Raw genomic sequence first — 18,489 nt, 5'->3', positions numbered from 1 at the left:
CAGCGCACTGGCTCAGCAGCGCACTGACTCAGCAACGCCTCGACTCAGTCGATCTCGATGACCACGGGCACGTGGTCCGACGCGCCCTTGCCCTTGCGCTCGTCCCGCACGATCGTGCAGCCCGTGGTCCGCGCCGCGAGCGGCTGCGACGCGTAGACGAAGTCGATCCGCATCCCCTCGTTCTTGGGGAAGCGCAGCTGCTTGTAGTCCCAGAACGTGTAGGTGCCGTCGTCCGGCAGGAAGCGCCGCGACAGCTCCTCATAGCCAGGATCGGCGAGCGCCGCGAAGGCCGCGCGCGCCTCGGGCGTCACGTGGGTCTCGGCCTCCGAGTCCTCCTCCGACCAGATGTCCGCCGGAAGCGGGGCGACATTGAAGTCGCCCACGAGCGCGGTCGGCTCGTCCTTCCACGCGGACGATGCGTCGCGCAGCTTCGCCAGGAAGTCCAGCTTGTACGCGTAGTGAGGGTCGTTCAGGCCGCGCCCGTTGGGCACGTACAGGCTCCACACCCGCACGCCGCCAGCCACCGCGCCGAGCGCGCGAGCCTCGACCACCGGCTCCTGGCCGGGCTTGCCGAAGGCGGGCTGGGCGGGGAAGCCGACCTGAACATCGTCCAGGCCCACGCGTGAGGCGATGGCGACGCCGTTCCACTGGTTGAGGCCGTGGATCGCGACCTCGTAGCCGAGCTCCTCGAAGCCCGCGAGCGGGAACTGCTCGGGCTTGCACTTGATCTCCTGCATCGCGAGCACGTCGGTCTCGGAGCGGCGGAGCCAGTCGAGGATCCGCTCCTCGCGGGCGCGGACGGAGTTCACATTCCAGGTGGCGAGACGCATGGCGACCAGGGTACGGGCTCGCGTGGTGGTGCGGCGCGCGGGGCGAGGCGGGGCCGTTCCGGGTCCCAGTAGCCTGGTGCCATGGCGACGGCACTGGTGACGGGGGCCTCAGCGGGCCTGGGCGAGGAGTTCGCGTGGCAGCTCGCCACCGCGGGACACGACGTGGTGCTGGTGGCGCGCTCGCGCGATCGCTTGAGCGAGATCGCGGATGTGATCGCCTCGGCCACGGGGCAGCGCGCGGAGATCCTCGCCGCCGACCTTGCCGACCCGGAAGGACTCGAGCTCGTCGCCGCGCGTGTGGCCGATCCCGACAACCCGGTCAGCCTGCTCGTGAACAATGCCGGCTTCGGGCTGGGAAAGGGCTTCCTCGGCAGCACGTGGGAGGACGAGAAGCGCATGCTCGATGTCCTCGTGACCGCGCCGATGCGGTTGAGCCACGCCGCGTTGCCGGGCATGATCTCCCGCGGGCATGGCGCGATCCTCAACGTCGCATCGATCGCGGCGCACCTGGGCAATTCGACGTACGCCGCGCACAAGCGGTGGGTCGTGGAGTTCACGCAGGCGCTCGCGGGGCAGCTCGCGGACACTCCTGTGACGGCGACGGTGGTCCTGCCGGGCCTGGTCGAGACGTCGTTCCACGACTCCGACGAGCTCGTCCACATGCGCGACGAGTTCCCCTCGGCGCTGTGGCTCGAGCCCGAGCAGGTGGTGACGAGCGCGCTCGCGGCCTTGCGCCGCGGCCAGACGGTCGTGACGCCGTCGGCGATGTACGGGCTCGCGGGCGCGGGCCTGCGGCTCCTGCCCGCGCGCCTCACCCGTCGTCGCAGGAGTCAGAGCGAGGGCTGACTCGCACCACCCCATGCGCTGCGCACGGATTCACGCGCGGCGCGCGAGCGTGTCGCCGCTCGTGTCGGCGTGTCGTCGGGGTGTCGGATTCGGATCCGTGCGCAGTGCATGAAGCGGGAGACTCGGGACGATGCGTCGGTAGGCTGGGGGCCATGACCTCCGGTACGCCTCGCGAGCAGCTCCGCGATCTCATCAAGGACCTGGCCGTGGTGCACGGCCGCATCACCCTGGCCTCCGGCAAGGAGGCCGACTACTACGTGGACCTGCGCCGCATCACGCTGCACCACCGTGCGGCGCCGCTCGTCGGACACGTGCTGCTCGACGCGCTCGAGGAGGCCGGATTCGGCCCCGCCGACGTCGACGCGGTGGGGGGTCTCACGCTCGGCGCGGACCCGGTTGCGACCGCGCTCATGCACGCGGCCGCGTCGCGCGGGCTCGAGCTCGACTCGTTCGTGGTGCGCAAGGAGTCCAAGGCGCACGGGCTGCAGCGTCGGATCGAGGGGCCGGACGTCGCGGGCCGTAGGGTCGTCGCCGTCGAGGACACGTCGACGACGGGCGGATCGGTGCTCACCGCGGTCGAGGCGCTGCGCGAGGCCGGTGCCGAGGTCGTGGCCGTCGCCGTGATCGTGGACCGAGACACCGGCGCGAAGGAGAAGATCGAGGCCGAGGGCCTTCCCTACCTGTACCTGTACGGGCTCGAGGACCTGGGCCTGTAGCGTTCGAGGCCGCCTCGCTAGGGTGGGCCCCATGGGGCCCCGGCTGAGGATGCGAGGGACGAGCGGCGCGATCGTCGTGCTCGTCGCGGCGATCCTCGGTGTGCTCTTCCTCTTCGCCGGCGCAGCGGGCCGCTCGGTCGCGCTCCTGCTCGCGATCGTCGCGGGCGTCGGCTGGTTCGGGTGGGACCAGTACGGACGATGGCGCCATCGCCGCGAGCTCACCGAGTTCGCTGCGATGCATGGCTGGGAGTATCGCGAGCGGGCGTTCGAGTACTCGGCCAGGTTCGACGGACTGCCTTTCGGCGAGGGAGTGGATCAGCGGCAGGAGGATGTGCTCTCGGGCACATTCTCGGGCGCGCGGTGCGCGACCTTCACGCACTGCTTCGAGATCAAGCGCACCGACTGGTCAGCACCCGCGCGCGATGAGCTGCTGTGGTTCTCCACCGGCACCGGGCGGCGTACGCGCACCGAGCACTACCGCTATCAGGTGACGCTCGTCGAGCTCCCCGTCGCGCTGCCGAGGCTGGACATCGTCCCCGAGAGCGTCGCGGACCGCGCCGTCAAGGCCTTCGGCGGCAGGGACGTCGACGTCGAGTCGCATGAGTTCAACAGGCGGTGGCGGGTGCTCGCGGACGACCCGCGCTACGCGCACGCGATCCTGAACCCGCTGATGATCGCGCGCCTCCTCAGACCCGATGCCGAAGGTCTCGCGCTTCGCCTGGACGGGTCCGCGCTCATGGCGTGGAGAGAGGGGTCGCAGGGCGTCGGGACGCTCGCGTCCAGGCTTGGCGCGCTCACCGGCATCGCGAGGCAGATCCGCGAGCACGTGGTCCAGGACTACGGGCGGCCAGCGTGCGCAAGCGCGGCCACTCGCCCTTTCGCCGATTCTGCGCCGTCGTGGGCGACGACGCCCGGTGCGCTCACGAGCGGTCGTTGGACCGGCGTCGACCCCGACGCGGAGGGTGCCCGCCGATCGCACGAGGACGACTTCGACATCCTCAGGATGGACCCGCGCACGCGCGGCCTCTGACGCGCGGCCCACGGGCGCGGCCGCGTGGGGCCCTGGTCCGCCTCTGGCCTTCCCCGCTAGCATCGACGGAGAACTCGAGGGAGGGTCATGGACACCGTCGGCTGGATCGTGCTCGTCGTCGTCGCGCTGATCGTCGTCTGGGCGGTCGCCCAGTACAACGGGCTGGTGCGCCTGAGGAACCTGGTGCAGGAGTCGTGGCGGCAGATCGACGTGGAGCTCCAGCGCAGGCACGACCTCATCCCCAACCTGGTGGAGACGGTCAAGGGCTACGCCGCGCATGAGCGCTCCACCCTCGACGAGGTGACGGCGGCGCGCGCTGCCGCGGCGGCCCCGGGCTCGGGTCCGGCCGAGCAGGCGCAGCAGGAGAACGTGCTGACCCAGGCGCTCGGCAGGCTCTTCGCCGTCGCGGAGGCGTACCCGGATCTCAAGGCGAACCAGAACTTCCTCCAGCTCCAGCAGGAGCTGACGAACACCGAGGATCGGGTGGCAGCGGGGCGCCGGTTCTACAACGCGAACGTGCGCTCGCTCAACACCAAGGTCGAGACCTTCCCGACCAACCTCATCGCTGGGGCGTTCGGCTTCCACCGCGAGGAGTACTTCGAGATCGTCGAGGCCGCGCGGCAGGTGCCGGGCGTGCAGTTCTGACGTCAGCGCGCTCCGCGCGTCCCGCCGTCAGGTGCGGACTCACAGGCGCGGCGCATGGCTCGCTCCGCGACGATCGAACCATTGCCGTGTCAAATAGGCACCCCTTCGCCTGGTAATCGCGCTACTTTGGGAGGGACGCGGGTCGAATGCACCCGCGCGGTTCTCCTCAAGAGGGGTTGGCCATGGACTTCATCCATAACTTCTTCCAGATCCTGCTGTTCACGCTGTGGATCATGGTCTGGGTCGCGTTCATCTTCCTGGTGTTCCGCATCATCATGGACATCTTCCGCGACGGCGAGCTCGGCGGGTTCCGCAAGTTCCTGTGGGCCGCGTTCGTCATCATCTGCCCCGTGGTCGGCGCGCTCGTCTACGTGCTGGTGCGCGGCAAGTCGATGTCGGCGCGCGACGTGGCCGCCGCCGAGCAGATGCGGGCAGCGCAGGTCGAGTACACCAAGGGACTCATGACCGAGGCCGGCGCCGCTCAGGAGATCAAGGCGGCCAAGGAGCTGCTTGATGCGGGCGCCATCACCGAGGCCGAGTTCGAGGCGATCAAGGCGAAGGCGCTCGCCTGAGTCGAACCGTCATCGCTGCGCACAGCAGCGCACGAGGCCGGTCCCGCGTCCGCGGGGCCGGCCTTCGTCGTGTCTGAGGCGGGCCCCCGCGCCGTTCGCTGACCCGGCGACCTCCCGAGGTGTGAGCCGTGCCGGTTCGGTGCCCGCTAGAGTCTGTCCGGGGGCATCGAGTGCCATGAAAGGGGTGGGGCGTGGATCCGTTCGGGGATTCGTCGGGGCTTGAGACCGGTCTGTTCGCGGTCGTGCCGGTGCTGATGGTCGCGATGTTCGTCGGCTTCGTCGCGTTCGCGGTGTGGGCGATCGTGTCCTACTTCCGCCGACGGAACGCGGTGCGCGCGTACGCGTCGGCCCACGGCTACCGGTACTGGGCGTCCGACCCGGCGCTCACTCATCGGTTCAGCACGCATCCGTTCGAGGACGGGTGGCGGCGCCGTGCGATGGACGTCGTCTCGGGAGAGCGCAACGGCCTGTGGTTCACCACGTTCCTGTACGTCTACGAGACCTCGAGCGGCACGTCGACCAACGGCACCTCCGACTCGGACACCCACACGTGGCAGATCACGTGGATCGGGCTTCCCGGGGCGCTCCCGCCTCTCGCGTTCGGACCCGACCACGCGGTGATGCGCGCGCTCAGGCTGCGGGACATCGACGTGGAGTCTGACGAGTTCAACAAGCGGTGGCGCGTCACGGCCGACGACCCCGCGTTCGCTCACGCCGTCCTGGCGCCGACCGTGATCGAGGCGCTGCTCGCGCCCGTGCTCAAGGGGCGCATCGTCTTCATCGAGGGCGACGCGCTCGTGGTGGCGAAGGAGCGTCCGTCCGACCTGTCGGACCTCGACGCGGTGCTCGACGCGGTGTCGACCGTGCGCGACGCGGTGCCGCCGTTCGTGTTCACCGACTACGCGACGGGTCGATAGGTCGGTCTCGCCTCGCGATCAGCTCCAGTCAGGTGCCGGGCGGGCGATCACCAGGTACCCGGTTCTGGCGGGTCAGTCCTCGGTGGGTTCGAGCGCCGGCGCGGCCTTGCGGGCCTCGAGCCAGTGCTTCCCCGTCTCGACGAGGATCGGGATGATCGACACGAACACCACGAGGATCAGCGCGACCTCGATGTTGTCCTTCACGATGTCGAAGCGGCCGAGCCAGTAGCCGAGCAGCGTCACGCCGACACCCCACACGAGCGCGCCGATGACGTTGAACTTGATGAACCGCGGGTACGGCATCTTCCCGACGCCCGCGGCGACGGGGATGTACGTGCGGACGAACGGCACGAACTGCGCGAGCACGATCGCGCGACCGCCGTACCGCTCGAAGAAGGCGTGGGTGCGGTCGATGTACGCCTTCTTGAAGAAGCGCGAGTCGGGCCGGTTGAAGATCTTCGGTCCCGAGAGCCGCCCGATCCAGTAGCCCGACTGCGGCCCGATGAACGCGGCGAGCCCGAGGATGCCGGCGACGGCCCAAATCGGCAGGTGGATCTGCCCGGTGCCCGTGAACAGGCCCGCGGTGAACAGGAGCGAGTCACCGGGGAGGAAGGGGAACAGGAGGCCGGTCTCGATGATGACGATCGCGCAGATCGCGGCGAGCGCCCACGTGCCGTACTGAGCGATGAACCCGTTGATGAGCGTGTCGGGGTCCATCCAGTCGGGCAGGAGGGCGGGCAGGGGCGTGGCGGCGAGCGCTGTCGTCATAGGCACGGGATCAGGGTACGCGGTGCGTGTGACGCTCGGCGGGCGCCTGTGAGCGCGGGCCTGGCACGATGGTGGCCATGACAGGCGACGCAGTCACCCTCGGCACCCCTCTCACCCCCACCGCGACCCGCGCGATGCTGCTCGGCTCGGGCGAGCTCGGCAAGGAGGTGGCGATCGAGCTCATGCGCCTTGGCGTCGAGGTGATCGCCGTCGACCGCTACGACGGCGCCCCCGCGATGCACGTCGCGCACCGCAGCCACGTGGTCGACATGCTCGACGCCGACGCGCTCCGCGCCGTGATCGTCTCCGAGCGCCCGCACCTCGTGATCCCCGAGATCGAGGCGATCGCGACCGACGTCCTCCTGGAGGTCGAGGCGGAGGGCGACACCCGCATCGTCCCGACGGCCCGCGCGACCCGACTCACGATGGACCGCGAGGGCATCCGCCGCCTCGCTGCCGAGGAGCTCGGCCTGCCGACGTCCCCGTACGAGTTCGTGTCCTCGCGGGGGGACTTCGGCGCCGCGGTCGAGCGGCTGGGGACGCCGTGCGTCGTCAAGCCGGTGATGTCGTCGTCGGGCAAGGGCCAGTCGGTCGTGAGGTCCCCTGAGGACATGGACGATGCGTGGGCCTACGCGGTCGAGGGCGGTCGCGCGGGCGGGGAGCGGGTGATCGTCGAGGGCTTCGTCGACTTCGACTACGAGATCACGCTGCTCACGGTTCGTCACGCGGGAGGCACCACGTTCCTGTCCCCGGTCGGGCACGTCCAGGAGGACGGCGACTACCGAGAGTCCTGGCAGCCGCAGGCGATGTCCGATGCGGCGCTCGCCGAGGCCGAGAGGATCGCGGGCGCGGTCACGGAGTCCCTGGGCGGCTGGGGCGTGTTCGGCGTCGAGCTGTTCGTGAAGGGCGACGAGGTGCTGTTCTCCGAGGTCTCGCCGCGGCCTCACGACACGGGGCTGGTCACGCTCGTCTCTCAGGACCTGTCCGAGTTCGCGCTGCACGCGCGCGCGATCCTGGGCCTGCCGGTCGGGCCGCAGCCGCTGCGGGGCCCGTCCGCGTCGTGCGCGGTGCTCGCGGAGGGAAGCGGCGTGCCCGTCTTCTCCGGGGTCGACAAGGCGCTCGGGGTCGCGGGAGCTGACCTGCGGCTGTTCGGCAAGCCGCGCGTCGACGGACGTCGCCGCGTCGCGGTGACCGTAGCGCGGGGCGACGACGTCAAGCACGCGCGCCTGCGCGCGAAGGCCGCCGCGGCCGCTCTCCACATCGACCTCGCCCCGTAGGCGCTATCCCCAGGGTGGGCGGACGGGCGAGCCAACTGTCACACCCCGGTGCGAGCCTGGTCCCCACGCCGATTCCTCAGGGGGGCCACATGGCGACACAGGCACAGCTGCTCGACCGCGTCAGGACGCTGCTCAGGATCGCTGACGGCGGCTCGCCGTATCCGGAGGAGCGCGCGCTCGCGAGGGAGAGGGCCGAGAAGCTCATGGTGCGCCTCGCGATCGACGAGGCCGGGGTGCGGATGACCGCCGAGGAGGCGGCTCGACCGACCACGCGGGATTTCGACCTGTCGGGCACGTACCTCAAGGACCAGGTCGTCCTCGTGTGCGCGATCGCCAGGGTCTTCTCGTGCAAGAGCGTGATCCACGGCGATCGCCGGGTCATCGCGGTCGGGTTCGCGTCCGACCTGACGATCGTCGCCGCGCTCGTGGAGACCCTGCTGCCTGCCATGCGGCTCGAGATGGAGGCCTACGGCGGCTCGCAGTCCAGAAGGAAGGCGTTCGCGTCGTCGTACACGGCCACCGTCGCCGAGCGCCTGGCGGACTTCTATGCGGGTGCGTTGCGCGAGGCCGAGTCGGAGGGTACCGGCTCGGAGATGGTGCTCGTCGACCGCGCGCGGCAGGTCGAGCTCGCGTACGACGACATGTTCCCGAACCTCCGCACGGCGCGGCGGCGCGTGCTCACCTCGTGGGAGGGATGGAGCGAGGGGGACGCCGCGGGGCGCAGGGCTGACATCTCGCTCGGGAGGAAGGTGGATCGGTCCGCGCCCCGGGCGCTCGAGGCGTGACTACGCTGTCTCGCGTGGAGCAGGACACGGAGACGGCAGGCCCGGGAGACGGGGCCGCTGCGTCGGACGAGGCGCCGACGCACGGCGTGGGGCCGTGGGAGGGCGCGTGGCCCGAGGACCCGCGGTTGGACCCCGAGCTGCTGCGCGAGGGCGACCGTCGCAACGTGGTGGACCGTTACCGCTACTGGCGGCACGAGGCGATCGTCGTCGACCTCGACGAGCGTCGGCACCCGTTCCACGTCGCGATCGAGAACTGGCAGCACGACCTCAACATCGGCTCCGTCGTGCGCACCGCCAACGCCTTCCTCGCGCAGGAGGTTCACATCGTCGGCAGACGACGCTGGAACCGCAGGGGCGCGATGGTCACCGACCGCTACCAGCACGTCCGCCACCACCCGACGGCCGACGACCTGGCGACGTGGGCCGCCGCATCGTCCCTGCCCGTGATCGGCATCGACAACCTCCCCGGCTCCGTGCCGCTTGAGACCTACGAGCTGCCGCGCGAGTGCGTCCTCGTGTTCGGCCAGGAATCGGTCGGGCTGACGGACGAGGTGCGCGAGGTCGCGCAGGCGACGCTCGCCATCGCGCAGTACGGGTCGACCCGATCCATCAACGCGGGCGCTGCCGCCGCGATCGCGATGCACGCGTGGGTGCGCCAGCACGGTGACATCGCCGCGGGACACGGCGGCTGACAGATGCGCGGCTAGTCGCCGTTGTAGTAGTTCCGGGCCCGCCCGCGCCGATCGATCAGCCCGCGGATCGCGTTCCCCGGCCGCTCGATGAGGTGATAGCTGAGCCACGCGACGAGGATCGACAGCGGCAGCGCGATCGCGAGGTCGATCGCCAGCCCGCCGAAGCCGCTCGCGCCCGGCAGCAGCCCATGCCCATCGAGCAGCAGGATCAAGGGCTCATGCCAGAGGTACAGGCTGTAGCTCATCGCGCCGAGCGCCACGAGCGCCGGCGTCGCGAGCGCGCGCGACCACCGGTCGTCCGCGCCGAGGACGCTCGCGGCAAGGATCAGCACGAAGCCGACTGCGGTGGCCGTGTGGAACCACGCGTGCAGGGCCGCCCCTGTGGGCCTCAGCGCGAGCGCGCCAAGGAGCACCGCGAGGCCGCCCAACCGTAGCGCCAGCGCCGTGGCGCGGCCCACGCGCTCCGTCCGGATCGCCGCGATCACCGCGAGCAGCATGCCCAGCGCGAACTCGTCGAGCTTCGCAGGCAGGCCGAACCACACGCTCCAGTCGTCGCCCGCGGCGCCCAGGACGAGCCAGGCGTGCAGCTTGTAGGCGAGGCTGCCCGCGAACAGCACGACAGGAGCGGCCGTCGCGAGCGCGAGCCCCGCCCCTCGGGACAGCCTCGGCGCTAGCCAGGACAGCCCCAGGCCGATCACCGCGAGCAGCACGTAGAACTGCACCTCGATCGCGAGCGACCAGGCGGGACCGATCGTGTAGAAGATGCGCGAGTCGTCGTACACCTGGGTGAACGTGAGGTGCTCGAGCAGGTCGCGCCAGTTCGCGTCGAGCAGCCCCCAGTTGCGTGACGACCAGACCACCAGGATCGCCACGAGGTACAGGGGGACGATGCGCGCGGCGCGGCGCACGAGGAACGCTCGGGCGCTCGGCATGTCGCCGCCAGCGACGACGCCACGCACGTACGGCAGGTACAGCAGGAAGGCCGACAGCACGAAGAACAGGCTCACGAACCCGTCGAGGCCGTGGAGCGCGCGGTAGCCCCATGAGGCCTCCGCGCCGAACGAGTCGGGCGTCGCGTTGTCGATCTGCTGGAACACGTGGAACACGACGATGAGCAGCGCGGCGATCCCGCGGTAGCCCTCGAGCCCCGCGAAGCGCGCGCCGACCGCGCGCGCCGGCTCGTCGGTGGGGATGATCGTGGCGCCCGGCTCGGGGCGAGCAGGCGTTCGGGGTGCCTTGGTCTCAGACGCGATGGCGGGATCAGGCACAGTGCCCCCTGACCTCGGCGACCAGCGCGGCGACGGCCTCGGCGTCGGGTCGAGGCGCGTCGAGCTCTGCCATGAGCCGGCGGGCGACGACGCTGCCGTCGGGGCGTCCGTACGACCCCAGCGCGCCCGCGAGGTTGTGGGCCGCGCGGTGCGCGTCCCTCACGGCCGGTGCGGTGCCGGGCGCGTCGGCGCGGATCGCGTCGAGCCCGGCGTCGAGCGTGTCGAGGCGCTCGGCCACGGTGGGACGGAATCGCTCCCACAGCGCCGCGATGATCGCGGTGGCGTCCTGCGCGCTCACGAGGACCACCCCGCGGCGTCGGCGACCTGAGCCGCGAGCGTTCGCGGCGCGAAGGGCTTGGGGATGAAGCCGTCGACGTCGTCCGAGACGGGCGGCGTGGGGGAGGCGCTCATCATGAGGATGGGGGTGCGTGCAAGCGCGGGCAGAGCCCGCAGCCGCGCCGCGACCGCGAGCCCGTCGTCGCCGGGAAGCAGATGATCCAGCAGGACCGCATCCGGGACCTCCTCGAGCGCGGCCGCCACCGCGTCGTCCCCGTCCGAGGCCTCGACCATCGTGAGCCCGCCGATCACCTCGAGCGCGACGCGCGCGATCGCGCGCAGGTCGGGCTCGTCGTCGACGACGAGGATCGTCCTGGTCATGCCTCCACCCCCTGGGCGCGTCGGTCGACCGGCACCGCGCTCTGGCCGGCACGCACGGGAAGATTGAGCGAGAAGGTGCTCCCCTCTCCGAGCGCGCTGCGCACGGTGATCGAGCCGCCGTGCGCTCGCGCCATCGACTGGGCAATCGCGAGGCCGAGCCCCGAGCCACGCTTGCCGCGCGGCGCGCTTCCGGGCGCCTGCCAGAACCGGTCGAAGACGTGAGCCTGGGCGGAGTCCGCGATGCCGGCACCCGTGTCGACGACGTCGATCCGCAGTCCCGCATCGTCGCCGTGCGCGCTGATCGTGACGGTCGCGCCCTGCTCCGAGAACCGCACCGCGTTGCTCGCGAGGTTCGTGAGCACCTGGACGATGCGCCTTCTGTCTCCCCAGCATCGGGCCTGGGTCGGAAGGACACGCACGACGACGTCGCCCGCTGCAGCGAGGCCGGAGACCGCCTCCGCGGCCTCGGCCATGGCGTCCTGGACGGTCAACCCGGTCCTGTCGATCTGCAGGCGTCCGGTCGCGGCTCGTTCGAGGTCGAGGATGTCGTCCACGAGGCCCATGAGTCGGACCGTGTTGCGTTGCGCGACCCCGAGCATCTGCGCCCCCGCGTCCGGATCGTCGCCGAGGTCCTCGAGCAGCTCGAGCGAGCCGTGGACGGCGGCGAGAGGGGTCCGCAGCTCGTGACTCACCATCGAGACGAAGTCGTCCTTGACCCGCTCCAGGTCCAGGCGCTCGGAGACGTCGTCGAAGACGAGGATCGCGGCATTCGCTCCATCCGCGTCCACGAGGGCGCCTACGGAGAGGTCCACATGCAGCGGCGAGCCGTCCCGACGCCAGAAGGTCTCCCTCCGGGCGGTGCGTGCGGCCCCGTCCGCGAGCGTCGAGAGCACCGCGCATTGCGTGTGCGGGTAGGCGCTCCCGTCCTCGCGCTGGAAGTGGGCGAGCGCGTGCAGCTCCCGCCCGATCAGCTCCGACGGCTCCCACCCGAGCATGCGGGAGGCGGACGCGTTGACGAGCGCGACAGTGCCGTCGCTGTCGAGGCCGACGACTCCCTCGGCCATCGCGTTGAAGACCCGCTCGGCGCTGTCGAGCGCGGTCTGCGCGACCTCGAGCCGGGCTGAGGCGTCGATCCGCGCGAGCTCCGCCTCGGGCCACTGCGCGAGGTCCGCGAGGAGGCCGAGGTCCTCGTCGGTCCACGCGCGGGGCTCGCTCGACATGACCGCGAGAGCGCCCCTGGCCGAGTCCCGGAGGTCGAACGGCGCTCCGAGGAAGGAGCGGATCGCGCCGGCAGGCACGCTCGCCTCCTCGGTGTCGTGGACCGCGAGCGGGGAGGCGCCGACGAGCGTCTCCGACAGCAGCGCGGTCGGGTGCGCGGCAGGACTCCTGTCGAGCCCGGAGGAGCCGATCACCAGGAGGCGGCCGTCGGCGCGCAGGACGACAGCCGCTCCATCGGCGCCGAGGAGCCGTTGCGCGGTGGAGGCCATCGAGTCGAACACGGACGTCCCCATCGCCACGGACAGCATCTCCCGGCGCGCACGGCGGGCGCCCAGCGGCGACTCCGAGAGGGCCCGCCAGACGCCCGCGATCCTCGATCTCTCGCTCATCGTCCGGACATCCTCGGGGTCACCTTCCACTGACGGTCGCCGAACGTCTCCTTGACCTGCGCGACGCGCGCGATGATGTTCTTCCACTCCGTGTAGAACAGGGATGCGAACAGCAGGTACATCCAGAACCAGGCGCGGTGGCGCCTGATGTCCGGCGCGGCGAGCCGCCAGGCGAACAGCGTCTGCGCGGGGCCCACCGTGAGCGTGAAGAGCGTCGAGAGCACGAAGATCGCGATGAACCAGTCCAGCTTCTCGATGCCGGCGTCCCGCCAGGCGAGGAAGGCGATGAGGGGGAACATCTGGAGGCTCACCCACGGGTAGACCTCGCGCCAGCCGAGCAGGAACGTCATGCCCGCCTTCTGCTGCAGGGTCAGCGTGCGCGAGCGCCACGCGCGCCTCAGGTGCTTCTTGGAGACCTGGAACCATCCCTGGGCCCAGCGCATGCGCTGGTTCCAGAGGTGGCTCCACGTGGTCGGAGCGAGCTCGCGCGAGATCAGCGCGGGGTCGTTCGCGATGCGGCCGCCGTCCTCGATGACCCGCATGCTCGAGTCGATGTCCTCGGTGAGCATCACCCCGCGCATGCGGGTGCGCCTCAGCACCTCGGTGCGCCAGTAGCCGTTCGAGCCGCCGAAGATGCCGAAGTCGTGCAACTGTGCCCGGCCAGGGTGGCTCACGGCGTAGATGGCCTCGAACTCGACCGCGACCGTGCGCGCGGTGCGGCTGATGCCGCCGTTGCGGATCACGCAGTGGCCCTGGACGACGTCGTAGCCGTTCGACAGCCACCTCCAGGCGCGGGTGAAGGCGTCCGGCTGCGGGTGGTGGTCGGCGTCGAACATGCCGACGAACTCGCCGCGAGTGTGGCGCAGCGCCGCGTTGACGTTCTGCGCCTTGGAGGTGGATCCCTCGACTCGCAGCGGCAGGAAGCGGGTGTCCCGCTCGGCGAGGCGGCGCAGCGTCTGCTCGATCAGGAGGCCGCGCGGGGTGTTGTAGGCGAGGATCACCTGAAGGTCGGGGTAGTCGACGCGCAGGAACGACTCGATCGTGTCGATGATCGTCGCGGACTCGTTGGGGAGGTAGGCGGCGATGATCGCCGTCGCGGTCGGTTGGGGAGCGCCGGGCTCTTGGGGAGGTCGGACCGGGTCGAGCGCGTGGAGGCCTTCAGCCCAGATGAGCGCGCCGGTGATCGCGAGCGACAGGACGATGCCGAGGTACAGGGGGGTCGAGACGTCCCACCCGACGCGGTAGAGGGCCTGGTAGATGAGGAAAGGGCCGACGACGCCCAGTGCGAAGGTGAGCGCGATCTGGAACGGTGTCGTGAGCCGGGCGCGCAGACGCCCGAAGCGCGACGGCTCGAGCGCGGAGTCGATGCGCAGCGAGGCGCTCCACCGCACGGGCTCGAGGTCGAGCTGCTCGCCCGCGGCGGCCGCTGCGGCGGCGGTGCGCCGGATCACGGCGGCGCTCGAGACCTCGCCGGTCGCGGCGGCCCACCCGATGCTCGCGGTGAGCCGGACCGACTCGCCCCTCACGGACAGGTCGGCGTCCGCGACCGCCTTGCCGAGCGCCGACAGAGAGGAGGCCACGCCGCGCGGGGCGTGGTCGACGAGAGCGACGACGAGATCGCCGTCGTCCGTTCCGAGGACCACCCGCTCGCCGAGCCCCGCGACCGCGAGGGACGCGAGCTGCTCCTGGATGTCGTCCCATCCGTCGACCCCGAACCGTGCCTGCACCATGAGGCGCTCCGCGATGGCGAGGCGGGCCACCGCGACGCGATGCCCGTCCGCGCGGGCCGCGTCGATCGCGCTCGCGAGCCCGTCGCCGCTCGGGAGGAGGCGCGCGATCGTGGCATCGCCGGCGCCGTCGGGGGACTCGAGATGCCTGCTCACCTGCGCGACGAGGTCATCGGGTGTGAACGGCTTCCGCAGGTACTCGTTCGCTCCGAGCCTGAGCCCGGTGGTCGCGTCTCCGGGATCGATCCGCGACGTGAGGAACAGGACCGGCACCGACCTCAGCTCGGCCTGGCTGCGCAGCTTGGTGATCAGCTGGAAGCCGTTCATGTCCGGCATCATCACGTCGCTGATGACGAGGTCGGGGGTCTCGATGGAGAGGATGTCGAGGGCCTCGGGGCCCGAGGAGGCCTCGATCACGTCGGCGCCGTGAAGGCCGAGCACCGCGCCTACGAGCGCGCGGATCATCTCGTCGTCGTCCACGACGAGGATGCGGGAGCTCTCCACCTGCACCCTCCTGGCTCCTGGGACTGGACCTCGTCTCCTCATCGGCGAGCAGCACCCGGATGTGAGGGATGGGCGCGCCCATCCCCGCATCGTCCTGGGCCTTCCGCGGGACCAAAGCCCGCCCGCGCATCGTCCCGATGTCTGCAAGAATGACAAGCGGTTCCATCCGCACAATCTCAGGAGCAACCCATGGCTATCGCCACCACTGAGTCCTACGCCGCGATGCTGGACGCCGCCAAGGCCGGCGGCTACGCATTCCCCGCGATCAACATCACGTCGTCCTCGTCCGTCACCGCAGCCATCCAGGGCTTCGCGGAGGCCGAGTCCGACGGCATCATCCAGGTCTCCGTCGGTGGCGGTCAGTACGCCTCCGGCTCGACCATCAAGGACGCGGTCGTCGGCTCGCTCGCGCTCGCGGCCTACGCCCGCGTCGTCGCCGAGAAGTACGGCGTCACCATCGCGCTGCACACCGACCACTGCCACAAGGTCTACCTCGAGGAGTGGCTGAAGCCGATCCTCAAGCTCGAGGCCGAGTCCATCGCCGCCGGCAAGGGCCCGATCTTCAACTCGCACATGTGGGACGGCTCGTCCGTGCCGATGGACGAGAACCTGCTGATCGCCGAGGAGCTCCTCGAGATGTCGCAGGCCGCTGACACGATCCTCGAGATCGAGATCGGCGTCGTCGGTGGCGAGGAGGACGGCCACTCGGCCGAGGTGAACGACAAGCTCTACTCGACCCCCGAGGACGGCATCAAGACCATCGAGAAGCTGGGCCTGGGCGAGAAGGGCCGCTACATGACGGCCATGACGTTCGGCAACGTGCACGGCGCCTACAAGCCCGGTGCCGTCAAGCTGCGCCCGGAGATCCTCGGTGACATCCAGGCCGCCGCCGCCGAGAAGTTCGGCAAGGACAAGCCGTTCGACCTGGTCTTCCACGGTGGCTCCGGCTCGACCGCCGAGGAGATCGCCACGGCCGTCTCGCACGGTGTCATCAAGATGAACATCGACACCGACACCCAGTACGCGTACACGCGTCCGGTCGTCGACCACATGATGAAGAACTACGACGGCGTCCTCAAGGTCGACGGCGAGTGGGGCAACAAGAAGGCCTACGACCCGCGCGCCTGGGGCAAGCTCGCCGAGGCCGGCATGGCCGCTCGCGTCGTCGAGGCCTGCCAGCAGCTCGGCTCGGTCGGCAAGAAGATCTGACGATCCGACTCGTGAGCTGAGCCCCCGCGGTCCTCGACCCCGGGGGCTCAGCCACGTTCCGGCCTGTGCCGAGCGATCGGCGACCCTGCGGCGTGCGGTGACCGCCGCATCGTCCTGGCCGGATAACCTTATGAATCGGGGCGCAATCGTCCCAACAATCGACCAAGCCCCCGGCGAAGCACCGGGGTGAGGGGAGCAGCACCGTGCCTGGTGTGGTGATCGTCGGAGCCCAGTGGGGCGACGAGGGCAAGGGAAAGGCGACCGACCTGCTCGGTTCGCGCGTCGACTACGTCGTGAAGTTCAACGGCGGCAACAACGCCGGCCACACGGTCGTCGTCGGGGACCAGAAGTTCGCGCTTCACCTGCTGCCGTCCGGCATCCTCACGCCAGGAGTCACCCCCGTGATCGGCAACGGCGTGGTCATCGACCTGCGCGTGCTGTTCGGAGAGCTCCACGCGCTCCAGGAGCGCGGCGTCGACACCTCCAAGCTGCTGATCTCGAACGCGGCGCACCTCATCACGCCGTACGCGCGCACGCTCGACAACGTGACCGAGCGCTTCCTCGGCAAGAAGAAGATCGGCACCACCGGTCGCGGCATCGGCCCCACCTACGCCGACAAGATCAACCGCCTCGGCATCCGCGTCGGCGACCTGTTCGACGAGGAGCTGCTGCGGGACAAGATCGAGGGCGCGCTCGCCCCCAAGAACCACATGCTCGTCAAGGTCTACAACCGCCGCGCGATCACGGTCGACGAGGTCGCGGACGAGCTGCTCGGCTACCGCGACGAGATCGCGCCGATGGTCGCCGACACCGGACTCGTGCTCGCGTCGGCGCTGGCCGAGGGCAAGAACGTGCTGTTCGAGGGCGGCCAGGCGACGATGCTCGACGTCGACCACGGCACGTACCCGTTCGTCACGTCCTCCAACGCGACGGCCGGCGGCGCATGCACCGGCTCGGGCGTCGGCCCGACCGCGATCGACTCCGTCATCGGCATCGTCAAGGCGTACACCACGCGCGTCGGCGAGGGACCGTTCCCGACCGAGCTGCTCGACAAGTGGGGCGACCGCCTGCGCGACGTCGGCCACGAGTTCGGCACCACCACCGGGCGTCCCCGCCGCTGCGGCTGGTACGACGCGGTGATCTGCCGCTACGCGTCGCGCATCAACGGCCTCACCGACCTGGTGCTCACCAAGCTCGACGTCCTCACGGGCATCGAGGAGATCCCGGTGTGCGTCGCCTACGAGGTGGACGGCGTGCGCTACGACGAGCTCCCGCAGGACCAGGCGGCCTTCGCGAAGGCGACGCCGATCTTCGAGACCTTCCCCGGCTGGACCGAGGACATCTCGAAGGCGCGCACCTTCGAGGACCTGCCCGCGAACGCCCAGGACTACGTGCTCGCGCTCGAGAAGATCTCGGGCTGCCGCATCTCCGCGATCGGCGTGGGTCCCGCGCGCGACGAGATCATCGCTCGTCACGACCTCATCCACACGCGCTGACCGGTCTGTCACCTCTGTCGCCGGCTCCGAGCGCGCTAGCATCGCGCCACGCCTGATCAGGGCCCCGATTTCGGGCGTGGTGCGATTCCAGGGCGCATCGGCGTGAGCCGGCGCGATCGGTGCGAGAGCAGGAGCGGGTGCGGCGGGCAGAGGAGGCTGGAGTGGCGGAATCGGCTCGCGGTCGCAGGCGCGCAGTCCTCGGGGCGGCTGCGGTCATCGTCGTCCTCGGTCTTGGGGGCGCGGTCTGGTCGCTGCTTCCCGATGCGGCCACGGAGCGCGCCCTGCTCCCGAGTGATGCGCTCACGTCCGGGGTCGAGCTGCTCGACTACGAGGTCGACCGGGGCGCGCTGATCCCCGACCCTGCGGGAGGCGGCCTTGCCTGGGTCTCCGCGACGTACGAGGTGACCGACATCGAGCAGGCCGAGGCCTCGTTGCGTGCCTATCTTGATGAGGGTGACTGGGACGGGGTGGGCGACGATCCGGTCGTCACCTTCGGAGACGGCGGGGCCGGCTCGGCGATGTACTCCTCGAGCAGCACCCATCGGTGGCTCACGGTGGAGTGGGGTCCCGTGGACGGCGTGCCCAACGTCCGGCTGGGGGTGGGTGCCGTCGAGGGCTGAGCCCCGACGTGCTCGGCGGCAGGACCGTGCCGCGTGCTGCCTGGTGTCCGCCCGGCTCCCGCCACTCTGCGCGCTGGTAGCCCATGAGCGCTGCTTGCGGTGCGGATCCCCGCACTGAGCGACTGCCAGCGCGTACGTGCAAGAGCGATGCGACGACGTGGCTTCGGTGACATGTCCTCTTGCGGAGGAAAGCCTCCGCGTTTAAGGTGGCACTGCGTGCTCCTCTGGCGCACGCGTCGCGGCGGCTCGCCATCGGCCGCCGTGCGCTGAGGGGCCTCTGGCGGGCGCCCGGCTCGCGAATCACGCCTCCGTCGCCCTGGGGG

Annotated in this window: 19 protein-coding genes; 12 read left to right on the top strand and 7 right to left on the bottom strand. The window is 70.6% G+C overall.

Annotation, left to right across the window (positions count from 1 at the left end):
• Positions 1-44: 44 nt before the first annotated feature.
• Positions 45-830 carry an exodeoxyribonuclease III gene (locus AOP78_RS12965; protein ID WP_062205542.1) on the bottom strand — a complete coding sequence of 262 codons (786 nt, stop codon included), beginning with the start codon at positions 828-830 and terminating at the stop codon, positions 45-47.
• A gap of 81 nt (positions 831-911) precedes the next feature.
• Here AOP78_RS12965 and AOP78_RS12960 point away from each other — a divergent pair, with 81 nt between their 5' ends.
• The 6 genes from AOP78_RS12960 (at position 912) to AOP78_RS12935 (ending at position 5,556) form a co-directional block, all read left to right on the top strand.
• A complete protein-coding gene (locus AOP78_RS12960; RefSeq protein WP_062205539.1) occupies positions 912-1,676 on the top strand; it encodes an SDR family NAD(P)-dependent oxidoreductase in 765 nt (254 codons plus the stop codon).
• Positions 1,677-1,828: 152 nt separating this feature from the next.
• Positions 1,829-2,392 (top strand): orotate phosphoribosyltransferase, encoded by a 564-nt coding sequence (gene pyrE / locus AOP78_RS12955; protein ID WP_062205536.1) that lies wholly within the window; start codon positions 1,829-1,831, stop codon positions 2,390-2,392.
• A 31-nt stretch (positions 2,393-2,423) separates the two neighbouring features.
• A complete protein-coding gene (locus AOP78_RS12950; protein ID WP_152659551.1) occupies positions 2,424-3,422 on the top strand; it encodes a hypothetical protein in 999 nt (332 codons plus the stop codon).
• 87 nt (positions 3,423-3,509) lie between these two features.
• Entirely contained in the window at positions 3,510-4,067 is a 558-nt protein-coding gene (locus AOP78_RS12945; RefSeq protein ID WP_062205530.1) for a LemA family protein, read from the top strand.
• Positions 4,068-4,249: 182 nt separating this feature from the next.
• Positions 4,250-4,639, top strand: a complete 390-nt coding sequence (locus AOP78_RS12940; RefSeq protein ID WP_062205527.1) for an SHOCT domain-containing protein — start codon at positions 4,250-4,252, stop codon at positions 4,637-4,639.
• 191 nt (positions 4,640-4,830) lie between these two features.
• Entirely contained in the window at positions 4,831-5,556 is a 726-nt protein-coding gene (locus AOP78_RS12935; protein ID WP_062205524.1) for a hypothetical protein, read from the top strand.
• 72 nt (positions 5,557-5,628) lie between these two features.
• Here AOP78_RS12935 and AOP78_RS12930 read toward each other — a convergent pair whose 3' ends face one another.
• A complete protein-coding gene (locus AOP78_RS12930; protein WP_062205521.1) occupies positions 5,629-6,324 on the bottom strand; it encodes a VTT domain-containing protein in 696 nt (231 codons plus the stop codon).
• 77 nt (positions 6,325-6,401) lie between these two features.
• Here AOP78_RS12930 and purT point away from each other — a divergent pair, with 77 nt between their 5' ends.
• The 3 genes from purT (at position 6,402) to AOP78_RS12915 (ending at position 9,078) form a co-directional block, all read left to right on the top strand.
• Complete coding sequence (gene purT / locus AOP78_RS12925) at positions 6,402-7,601, top strand: formate-dependent phosphoribosylglycinamide formyltransferase (RefSeq protein ID WP_062205518.1); 1,200 nt, start codon at positions 6,402-6,404, stop codon at positions 7,599-7,601.
• A gap of 89 nt (positions 7,602-7,690) precedes the next feature.
• The gene (locus AOP78_RS12920; protein WP_062205515.1) at positions 7,691-8,386 is read left to right on the top strand and encodes a DUF7168 domain-containing protein; all 696 of its coding nucleotides are present in this window, start codon (positions 7,691-7,693) and stop codon (positions 8,384-8,386) included.
• 14 nt (positions 8,387-8,400) lie between these two features.
• A complete protein-coding gene (locus AOP78_RS12915) occupies positions 8,401-9,078 on the top strand; it encodes a TrmH family RNA methyltransferase (protein WP_152659550.1) in 678 nt (225 codons plus the stop codon).
• Between the two features lie 11 nt (positions 9,079-9,089).
• Here AOP78_RS12915 and AOP78_RS12910 read toward each other — a convergent pair whose 3' ends face one another.
• Genes AOP78_RS12910 through AOP78_RS12890 form a run of 5 tightly spaced genes read right to left on the bottom strand, consistent with a single transcriptional unit; the run spans position 9,090 to position 14,841 of the window.
• A complete protein-coding gene (locus AOP78_RS12910) occupies positions 9,090-10,346 on the bottom strand; it encodes an acyltransferase family protein (RefSeq protein ID WP_062205512.1) in 1,257 nt (418 codons plus the stop codon).
• Positions 10,339-10,644, bottom strand: coding sequence for an Hpt domain-containing protein (locus AOP78_RS12905; RefSeq protein ID WP_160297642.1), 306 nt, complete (start codon positions 10,642-10,644; stop codon positions 10,339-10,341). The genes AOP78_RS12910 and AOP78_RS12905 overlap by 8 nt, the downstream gene beginning before the upstream one ends.
• Positions 10,641-11,003, bottom strand: a complete 363-nt coding sequence (locus AOP78_RS12900) for a response regulator (protein WP_062205506.1) — start codon at positions 11,001-11,003, stop codon at positions 10,641-10,643. Before AOP78_RS12900 ends, AOP78_RS12905 begins: the two co-directional genes overlap by 4 nt.
• A complete protein-coding gene (locus AOP78_RS12895; RefSeq protein WP_062205502.1) occupies positions 11,000-12,610 on the bottom strand; it encodes an ATP-binding protein in 1,611 nt (536 codons plus the stop codon). The genes AOP78_RS12900 and AOP78_RS12895 overlap by 4 nt, the downstream gene beginning before the upstream one ends.
• Positions 12,607-14,841 carry a response regulator gene (locus AOP78_RS12890; RefSeq protein WP_201774787.1) on the bottom strand — a complete coding sequence of 745 codons (2,235 nt, stop codon included), beginning with the start codon at positions 14,839-14,841 and terminating at the stop codon, positions 12,607-12,609. Before AOP78_RS12890 ends, AOP78_RS12895 begins: the two co-directional genes overlap by 4 nt.
• Before the next feature lie 189 nt (positions 14,842-15,030).
• On the opposite strand from AOP78_RS12890, the gene fbaA reads away from it, so the two are divergent.
• From fbaA to AOP78_RS12875, 3 genes are all read left to right on the top strand, one after another.
• Positions 15,031-16,050, top strand: a complete 1,020-nt coding sequence (fbaA, locus tag AOP78_RS12885; RefSeq protein WP_062205496.1) for a class II fructose-bisphosphate aldolase — start codon at positions 15,031-15,033, stop codon at positions 16,048-16,050.
• Between the two features lie 203 nt (positions 16,051-16,253).
• On the top strand, positions 16,254-17,546 hold the full coding sequence (locus tag AOP78_RS12880) for an adenylosuccinate synthase (protein ID WP_062205493.1): 1,293 nt from the start codon (positions 16,254-16,256) through the stop codon (positions 17,544-17,546).
• Positions 17,547-17,707: 161 nt separating this feature from the next.
• Positions 17,708-18,166: a hypothetical protein gene (locus tag AOP78_RS12875; protein ID WP_062205490.1), complete on the top strand. Its 459-nt coding sequence runs from the start codon at positions 17,708-17,710 to the stop codon at positions 18,164-18,166.
• Positions 18,167-18,489 lie beyond the last annotated feature (323 nt).

Origin of the sequence: Demequina salsinemoris, assembly GCF_000974805.1 — a bacterium.
Taxonomy (GTDB): Bacteria; Actinomycetota; Actinomycetes; order Actinomycetales; family Demequinaceae; genus Demequina; species Demequina salsinemoris.
Note: the sequence above shows the minus strand (reverse complement) of the source record. Positions and strands in the feature narration are given on the sequence as shown.

Coding starts and splice junctions, on each gene's coding strand:
- AOP78_RS12965 (WP_062205542.1), bottom strand. CDS start 830: ATGCGTCTCGCCACCTGGAATGTGAACTCCGTCCGCGCCCGCGAGGAG.
- AOP78_RS12960 (WP_062205539.1), top strand. CDS start 912: ATGGCGACGGCACTGGTGACGGGGGCCTCAGCGGGCCTGGGCGAGGAG.
- pyrE (WP_062205536.1), top strand. CDS start 1,829: ATGACCTCCGGTACGCCTCGCGAGCAGCTCCGCGATCTCATCAAGGAC.
- AOP78_RS12950 (WP_152659551.1), top strand. CDS start 2,424: ATGGGGCCCCGGCTGAGGATGCGAGGGACGAGCGGCGCGATCGTCGTG.
- AOP78_RS12945 (WP_062205530.1), top strand. CDS start 3,510: ATGGACACCGTCGGCTGGATCGTGCTCGTCGTCGTCGCGCTGATCGTC.
- AOP78_RS12940 (WP_062205527.1), top strand. CDS start 4,250: ATGGACTTCATCCATAACTTCTTCCAGATCCTGCTGTTCACGCTGTGG.
- AOP78_RS12930 (WP_062205521.1), bottom strand. CDS start 6,324: ATGACGACAGCGCTCGCCGCCACGCCCCTGCCCGCCCTCCTGCCCGAC.
- purT (WP_062205518.1), top strand. CDS start 6,402: ATGACAGGCGACGCAGTCACCCTCGGCACCCCTCTCACCCCCACCGCG.
- AOP78_RS12920 (WP_062205515.1), top strand. CDS start 7,691: ATGGCGACACAGGCACAGCTGCTCGACCGCGTCAGGACGCTGCTCAGG.
- AOP78_RS12900 (WP_062205506.1), bottom strand. CDS start 11,003: ATGACCAGGACGATCCTCGTCGTCGACGACGAGCCCGACCTGCGCGCG.
- AOP78_RS12895 (WP_062205502.1), bottom strand. CDS start 12,610: ATGAGCGAGAGATCGAGGATCGCGGGCGTCTGGCGGGCCCTCTCGGAG.
- fbaA (WP_062205496.1), top strand. CDS start 15,031: ATGGCTATCGCCACCACTGAGTCCTACGCCGCGATGCTGGACGCCGCC.